The sequence below is a fragment of the Elusimicrobiota bacterium genome (assembly GCA_016788905.1).
GTDB lineage: Bacteria > Elusimicrobiota > Elusimicrobia > FEN-1173 > FEN-1173 > JADKHR01.
In genome coordinates this window covers 95,056-103,050 of record JAEURZ010000007.1, presented here as the reverse complement: position 1 = coordinate 103,050, position 7,995 = coordinate 95,056, and the positions used below count along the sequence as shown (strand labels likewise).

5 protein-coding genes are annotated in these 7,995 nt (G+C 55.4%); all 5 read left to right on the top strand.

The genetic code is table 11. The features are described 5' to 3' along the window. Positions 1–110 precede the first annotated feature (110 nt). On the top strand, positions 111–1,946 hold the full coding sequence (locus tag JNK54_04655; GenBank protein ID MBL8023559.1) for a class I SAM-dependent methyltransferase: 1,836 nt from the start codon (positions 111–113) through the stop codon (positions 1,944–1,946). A gap of 27 nt (positions 1,947–1,973) precedes the next feature. Then, positions 1,974–3,923, top strand: a complete 1,950-nt coding sequence (locus tag JNK54_04650; protein ID MBL8023558.1) for a hypothetical protein — start codon at positions 1,974–1,976, stop codon at positions 3,921–3,923. A gap of 119 nt (positions 3,924–4,042) precedes the next feature. Next, positions 4,043–5,140 carry a hypothetical protein gene (locus JNK54_04645; protein ID MBL8023557.1) on the top strand — a complete coding sequence of 366 codons (1,098 nt, stop codon included), beginning with the start codon at positions 4,043–4,045 and terminating at the stop codon, positions 5,138–5,140. Beyond that, positions 5,137–6,069, top strand: coding sequence for a ThiF family adenylyltransferase (locus JNK54_04640; protein ID MBL8023556.1), 933 nt, complete (start codon positions 5,137–5,139; stop codon positions 6,067–6,069). The genes JNK54_04645 and JNK54_04640 overlap by 4 nt, the downstream gene beginning before the upstream one ends. 341 nt (positions 6,070–6,410) lie before the next feature. Beyond that, entirely contained in the window at positions 6,411–7,922 is a 1,512-nt protein-coding gene (locus JNK54_04635) for a DUF3373 family protein (GenBank protein ID MBL8023555.1), read from the top strand. Positions 7,923–7,995 lie beyond the last annotated feature (73 nt).

The following is a 7,995-nucleotide window of genomic DNA, read 5'->3' as shown; positions in this document are numbered from 1 at the left end:
TTCGCTCAACACACAACCGTTGCCGTCCTTGTTGCCAGTGAAATAGCTCCGGGGGGTGAAACCCCCTGAACGGTTACGACCGATCGAATTATTTAGAGGAGAAAGGGGCCATGAATCCAGGAACTCCACAATATAAGTCGGGTGGCGGTGATCTCCGAATCCACGCTGAACCAACGCCTTTTTTGGATTTGGTGGAACGGGTGCGGCGTAACCCCCTGGGCGAGGTCCGCTGCCCGTGGCTTTTAGAGTGGGATGGACAAGCGCTTCATGTGAAATTGGATCCTTCGCCTTCTTCCTCTTTGCCTGAAGACCAGTGGTTTTCCTTGGGGACCGTTTTGGAAGAGATGGAAACTCTGTCCGCGGGGGCTGGATTCCAGCTGGAGGTTGTTGTCAATGATTCAATCCCTGGTGGGCGGGTGAAACCCCTTCCGTCCGTTCCTCGGGTTCACCTCCTCTCCTCCGCTCTGGGGGCGACGGGGTGGGTGCGATCGCAACGCAGTGGTCTTTTTACTCCGGCCACTCGACGCGCCATGCGCTTGGTGGTTGAGGAACCTGGGGTGGATTTCTTTTTGATGGAAGACCGTCGGGAAATGGAACAAATGGGCCAAATCCTTTCTCTTTTGGGATCCCCTGCTTTGGGCGACAGGTGGGAAAGCACCTTGGCCGTGGGTTTTTTCCTTACCGACACGGGATCCCCCGCTTCCCTTCTCCGGGCGGGTCGGGCCTTCGCGCGGTTTCACATGACGGCGGAACTTCGTGGGTTTAAGGTTGAAGTGTTCCCTGAAATCGTTCAATTGGCCCGAAGGCGGTGGGCCGAAAAGAACGGGGCCTCCCACCCGGTGGAATCGAGGTCCATCGAAAAAGGAGCCGCGGAACTCGCCCACTGGGTCCCGGATGTTGACCAGAAGTTTACAGCCGTGGTGTTTCGATTGGGAAAGGGGGGGGCCACTTTTCCCGTGGAAGTATCGTCACCTGCTCCGTCCGTTCCACGTGCACCCCTTCCCGTTGGGAAAAACACACCGGACCAGGATATCGCGATGGGGATGGGCGAGATTTTTCAGCCGGTCAAATTTCCCCGGTTGCAATTGATGACGTCATTCCTCCGTGAGATCCGCGCCAAAAACCATTTCCCTCGGGAACCGGAGCCCGACTTGATTATGGATGGGGAAGCGGAGGTCGCGGCCTACCGCAACGCCGGGCGTGTGGACGGCATTATGTCCGCCAACTATATCTATCAAACGGCCCGCATCACCCAGGCGATTTATGGGTGCGGAACAGTGGTCGATTTGGGGTGTGGCCCCGCCACCCAGTTGGCGCAAGTGGCGGCCTTTAACCCCCAAACGAAGTTTATCGGGGTCGAACTTTCCGATGAGATGGCGCGGGAGGCCCGGGCCCATGTGGCGCAACTCGGTCTTTCCAACGTAACATTCATTAAGCAAGACATGACCAACCTGGATGCTTTTTCGGATCACAGCGTGGACGGGGTCATGAGCACGTTGGCCCTTCACCATCTTCCCACGCGGGGGCACTTGCAAAAAACGTTCCAGGAAGTGAATCGAATCCTCGCGCCAGGGGGATCCGTCTATTTAACCGATTTCGGACGGTTAAAATCCCTCTGGACCGTGCTTTTTTTTGCCTACAAGAACGCCGATCGGCAACCCAACCTATTTTCCCGGGACTATGAACGGTCCCTCCGGGCGGCTTTTTTGCTTGAAGACTACCAAGCTCTAACCCGTGAATGTTTGCCCACGGGGGTGCGTGTTCAATCCACCTTCCGTGTTCCCTTCCTGGTGGCGGTGAAGACACCAGACAAACCGGTCCCTTCGGAAGTGTCGGAAGGCCTCCGCCTTTTGGCGAAAGCTCTTCCGTCTCGCTATAAAGCGGATCTCAATGAAATGCGCCTCTTCTATCGTTTGGGCGGTTTTGGTCGGGACCTTTTTCGTTGAAACACCCCACGCCTGCGGGATCGTTCCATGGATGACTTAAGTTCCCGGAATTTGTTAAACACCCCAACGGTCACTCACGGTGGGGTGGCGGGACTCTTTATTCGATTGGTGGAGGAAACAGAAAAAAATCTTTTGCCGGTTTTTCGTTGTCCCTGGTCTTATTCCTGGGATGGAAACTCTTTGGGAATTCGTCTTGATCCACCGCCTTCTTTGCCCCAACCGGCGAAATATTGGTTTTCTCTTGGGGTGCTTTTGGAAGCGATGGAAACCCGAGCCGCGGGAACGGGTTTGGAACTTCATGTGACGCTCATGGAACGAGAACCGGGGGCCCAGGTCAACCCCAGGTCCACGGTCTCAGGGGTCAATGCTTTTGTCGGTCGTTCGCGTTCCCAAGACAAAGACAAAGGCCCTCTTTCTCCCTCTTTCCGGAAAGCCATTCAATTGGCGGTGGAGGATCCCGGACTGGGTTTAGCCCTTGTGGAAGACCCTCATGACAGGGAGAATCTGAAGAAAATGACAGAGCGGTTCCAGCCGTTTTTATTACCACTTCGGGAACGGTCCCTTCCCGAAACGGCCATGGGCATCCTTTTTTCAGAGGGGAACACACCTCAAGACTTCCTGCGGGCAGGTCGGGCTATGGAGCGTCTTCGTCTGACGACTGAAGGGCATGGGTTTAATTTGGTTTCCATCACAGGCATCGACCGGTTCGTTCGTCATCCTCGGAACGCGGGGCCCGGTGCGGCCCCACCCACGTTACACCCTGGGGCCATGGCATTGGCTCGCTGGTGGACGGACCCAGAACACCGCTTCCCCCTGGTTTCGTTTCGATTCGTACAGGCCCCTTCTCTTCCGGTCAAGAAAGTTAACCTTGATCTTCCGATGTTGCTGACCGAAGGGGCGGGGGGCATCTTTCCCTCACCCAGCCAAATCCAGGCGATTGTTGAATTCGCTCGATGGGCTCCGTCGGGGGACAACGTGCAACCCTTCACGTTTGACTGGAACGGGAAGGTTCTTTTGGTCCTGGAGGAGCGTGCCCGGAGCCGGGCTTTCCTGAACGTGGATAATGCGGCCAGCCTCATGGCTCTTGGCATGTGTTTTCGCAACATGGAGTTGGGCGCGGAGCGCGAAGGTTGGTCTGCCTGTTGGCAGCTGGGAGAGGAGGAAGGGATGGCGGCTCGGGTGACGTTTAAGCCCGGCCCGATCAAAACCTCCTCTTTGGTGGATGCGGTGACCGCTCGCGCTGTCGACCGGCGCCCCTATCGCCTTGACCCGATCCCTCGGCGCTATGTTCGCGATCTCGTGGATGAGGTGCAAAACCCCTGGGGCATTCGCTTTCGCCTTTTGAACGACAAACACCGGCTAAACGCCATGGCCCACATTAACGGTGGGTTTGAATCGTTTCTCTTTGAACATCGGGAGAACCACACGTTATTCTACCGATGGCTGCGTCGAACCGATGAGGAAGCCAGCCGGACCATGGATGGATTGCCCGTTTCCACATTTGGTCTAAATGCCTTGGAGGTCTTGGGCCTTCGCCTGTTGGGTTGGTGGTGGCTTGCCCGATTGTTTAGTTTCGCCGGGTTCACACGAATGGCCGCTCTCCGGGCTCGAAAAGTTTATCGTCAGTCAGGAGGGTTTGGCGTGTTTACGGTGCCGAACCAAGATCCCCTCACTTTTGTTCGCTTGGGCTGGCTTTGGCAACGGATGTGGCTCAAGATGGCTGTGGACGGATGGTCTCTCCAGCCGGTGATCGGTAACGCTCTCATGGGCCTCCTCTGCCGGGCCCATGGGGGGGAAGGTCTTTCCCCATCCCAAAAAGCGCGTTTCACCAGAGAAGAAATGGAGATGCGTGATTTGATCGTGGCGGAGGAAGGGGAAACCATTGCTTGCGTTTTCAGAATGGGCCGCCCCACCAGTCCCGTCACCGCTCGCGCCCCCCGCCGCTCCCTGGCCAGTATCCTCGCCACCCACGGTTAGAGGACCCTTTTAAGCTTCTTTCAAGATTTCTCTGGAAATATCGTCCAATGGGATATACAGTAGTTAGATCACGGACCTCCTCCTTTGAGAAAAGGAGTGAAGGTAAAAAAAGGGGACCTATGACTATTCCGAAGGCTACTGAAGGGGCTGTTCCTTCCATTCGTGATATTGAAGCCATTGTGAACGGCGCCCGTTGGGCTCCAACAGGGGATAACGCCCAGGAATTTACATTCGATTGGGACGGAAGGGTTTTGTCTGTGCTGGAGGACCGCGGTCGGGGTGAGGCCTTTATGAATGTCGGGAACATGGCGAGCCGGATTTCTTTAGGAATGTGTCTCGCCACGATTGAAATTGGGGCCGAACGGGAGGGGTGGGTGGCTCGATGGGACATGGGAAGCGAGGGCGATGTTGTGGCCCGAGTCACTTTTACGTTCGGGCCAAAAACAAATTCTCCCCTGGCGGAGGCGGTTTTCTCTCGAACAGTGGATCGGCGCCCTTACCGCCCGGAAACGCTTCCCGTCTCTTATGGAAAGGAATTGGTGGCCTTCATGGAGAACCCTTGGGGAATCCGTTTCCGCTTGGTGGATAACCCCACATTCATTCAAAAACTGGTTCGAATTATGGGGGGATTTGAACCCGAAATGTTTGCAATTAAAGGGCTTCACCACTTTTTGTTTCGATGGCTTCGTTGGACGGAAAAAGAAGCTCATCAGACGGGGGATGGAATGCCGATTCAAGCCATGGGGGTGGGACCCCTGGATGCCGTTAATTTGCGATTGCTTTCTTCCTGGAGATTTTCAAAATTATGTTCCATCTTCGGGTTTACTGGTCTGGCGGCTGTTCGGGCTGGAAAAGTTTACAATCAATCCTCCGCTCTCGGCGTCTTTACAGTCCCAAATATTGAACCCCTCTCTTTTATAAGGGTCGGATGGCTTTGGCAGCGCTTGTGGTTACAACTGGCGGCGGATGGGTGGTCCCTTCAACCCATAATGGGCAACTCATTAATGGGACTCCTTTGTCGCCATTTCGGGGGGGCCGGTTTGACGGACGCCCAAAAAGAACGGTTCACCCGCGACGAAAAAGAACTACGGCATTTGATTTCGGCGGAAGAGGGGGAAACATTGGCGATCTTTTTCCGAATGGGTCGGTCCAAGGGGCCCGTTCCCGCCCGGGCGCCGCGAAGACCTCTTCATCAGGTTCTGAGGATTCGGTCATGACAACCCCCACGGAACCTAGAGCGACCCGTTGGGAAGGGGCGTGCACGCCCCAGGGAGACGATTCGAAAAACCCGAAAACTTTTAATTACGACGCAGCTTTTAGTCGTAATTTAGGTTTGGTTCAACCGGAAGAACAGCTTCGGCTGAAAGGAAGTGTGGTGGCTGTAGCGGGGCTTGGCGGGGTGGGGGGAGTTCATGTGACGACCCTGGCTCGGTTGGGGATATCCCGGTTTCATCTGGCCGATTTTGATCGTTTCGAAGTTCACAATTTTAACCGCCAAGCGGGGGCGGTGGTGGATAGTCTTGGTCGGGAGAAAGTCGAGGTGACTGCGGAGCAAGCTTTAGGCATCAATCCTTCGGCGGAAATCAAAAAATTCCCACAGGGGGTGGCCAAGGACAATGTGGAATCTTTCCTAGACGGGGTAGATGTGGTGGTGGATGGCCTGGATTTTTTTGCGCTGGAAGCCAGGGAAATTCTGTACGACGCCGCTGAGCGCCGAAAGATTCCCCTCGTGACGGCCGGACCCATGGGGATGAGTGTGGCCTGGCTGGTTTTTGAGCCGGGGAAAATGTCCTGGCGAAAATACTTTTGTTTTGACCTGGCGAAATCCCCTCTAGATAAAATCATCCTTTTCGCACTGGGGCTCACGCCCCGGGCAACACAGTTGAAATATTTAGACCGTCGTTATGTGGACTTAGAGAAGCACCGTGGCCCGTCCCTGTCCCTGGCTGTTCAGTTGTGTGCCGGCGTGGCCGCCGGGGAAGTGTTAAAACTTATTTTGAAGCGAGGCCGCTCGGCTCCTGCCCCAGCGTATCATCAATTCGATGTCTATCTGGGACGCTACGTGAAGGGACGCCTCCGTTGGGGCAATAGGGGCTGGCTGCAACGTCTCCGGTTTGGGGTGGCAAGGCGGTGGTTGTCTCGATAATATGCGTGGTAGCGCGAAATCGCTCCAGTGTCCTTGACACATCGACCTTCCACTGTAGCCTTGTTGCAAATGAGCCCACCCTGTTTTCTCTCGGGCTGGATGGGACGGGGTCAGCCCCGGGAACGGCACAAAATTGTGCTCGAAACGCCGCAATGGGGGATCGAAAGGCGAAAGCGTAAAACAACCCGAAAAGACGGACTCGCGGGGGAATCTCACCCCACCGGTCTTGCCTTTTTCCTCCCTATGTTGAAATATAGGGACATAGTGTTGTGTGTTTCGATCCTTTCTCATTCGCCGCGACGGTGCGGCGAAAATAACTCATGGTTCAAGGAGGAATCCTGATGTTACAAAATCGTCTCTGGATAGGTTTGGTCTTTGTGGCGGCTTCGGTGGTGCCGGCGTGGTCGGCAACAACGGAAGAATTGGAAATGAAATTAAAAGATCTTGCCTCGCAGGTTCAAAAACTGAAGGGAGAGGTTTCCAGTCATGAATCGGCCGAAGACCCCACCCACAATCGCTATTCCTGGCTAACCATCGGCGGTGATTTCCGCGTCCGGCATGACGTGCTGGGGGCGCATTCGGTGCCATATCAAGAGATGGACCCATCAGCCCCATTTTTTATGGGCGAGGTAATGGAGGCGCAGTCCATTCGAAACAGTTCTCTCCTTACATCGCGCGTGGGCCTGAACTTGAAAGCCCAGGTGGCCGAAGGCATTTCGTTTAAGACACGCCTTGTCATGCAGAAGGTTTACGGAATGGCGGACGGGTCTGCCTTTACCGGGAGCTATTTCTCTGATCGTTACGGGGGAAATCCCTTTGACGGAACCGTTGGGAAAATCCCCGGTAATTCCAGTGTCGTTGTGGAACAAGCCTATGCGGATTGGGCCAATATCGGCGGTGCGCCCGTATGGTTCAGTGCTGGTCGACGTCCTTCCACGGGCGGGGTACCGACCAATTTCCGCCAAAACAAGGATGACGAGGGTGTTTCTGGCGTCAACGGCTTGCTCGTGGACTATGTGTTCGATGGATTTTCTCTGGGATACGCTCCCCAAATCGCCGGGCTTCCGGGCTTCGCGACGAAACTCTGCGCGGGGCGTGCGTTCCAGGCGGGTTTTCAAACCCCAGCGACGGCTTCCACGTTGAAGAATACAGACATGCTGGGCGTCGTGTTCCTTCCTATGGATACGGGGAAGACCCGAGTGGATTTCCAGTATCAACGGGCGTTCAATCTCATGAATACTGTTCCGACCTGGGATAGCGCTTGGAATGACCCCATGCATGACACGACCGCCGTAACCGCCAACATTGGCGACATTGAAAACGCGGCCGGTGGGTTCGTGAAGAAAACGGACATTATTGGGGGATCGTTGCAGTTTTTTGGGTATGGGGGACTGAGTCTTTCGCACCCAACCCCGACGGGGGGGCTGATGTTCTCCCCTGGGGCCCAGAGTGCATCAGGCAAGCAAGGGTGGTCGGCCTACACCGGGCTTCGTTATGACCTGGAAAAGTCCCGCACGAAGATCGGCGCGGAATACAACTATGGATCCAAAAACTGGATCACGTTTACCCCGGCGGCGGACGATGTTTGGACGTCCAAGCTGGGCACACGTGGCAACGTGTATGAAACGTACGTGATTCAAGAGCTGGGCCGGTTCGCCTATGCCCCCAAGGCCAAGACCTTTTTCCGCTTGGGTTGGCAGTACTACGACTTCAAGCATACCGGGTCGAACAACTGGGTGGGCGGTGCCATCCCGATCAAGGATGTTGATCCCAACAACCCAGCCACCATGCAGTTCTTTACCCCATTGGCGAACGCCTATGACATTTACACGACCTTTGAGGTGCATTTCTAACATTCGGATTCCTCACGCGTCCTCCCCCATGAAGGGGGAGGACGCGTAGGGGGCTCTTTCTTAAAGGAGAATC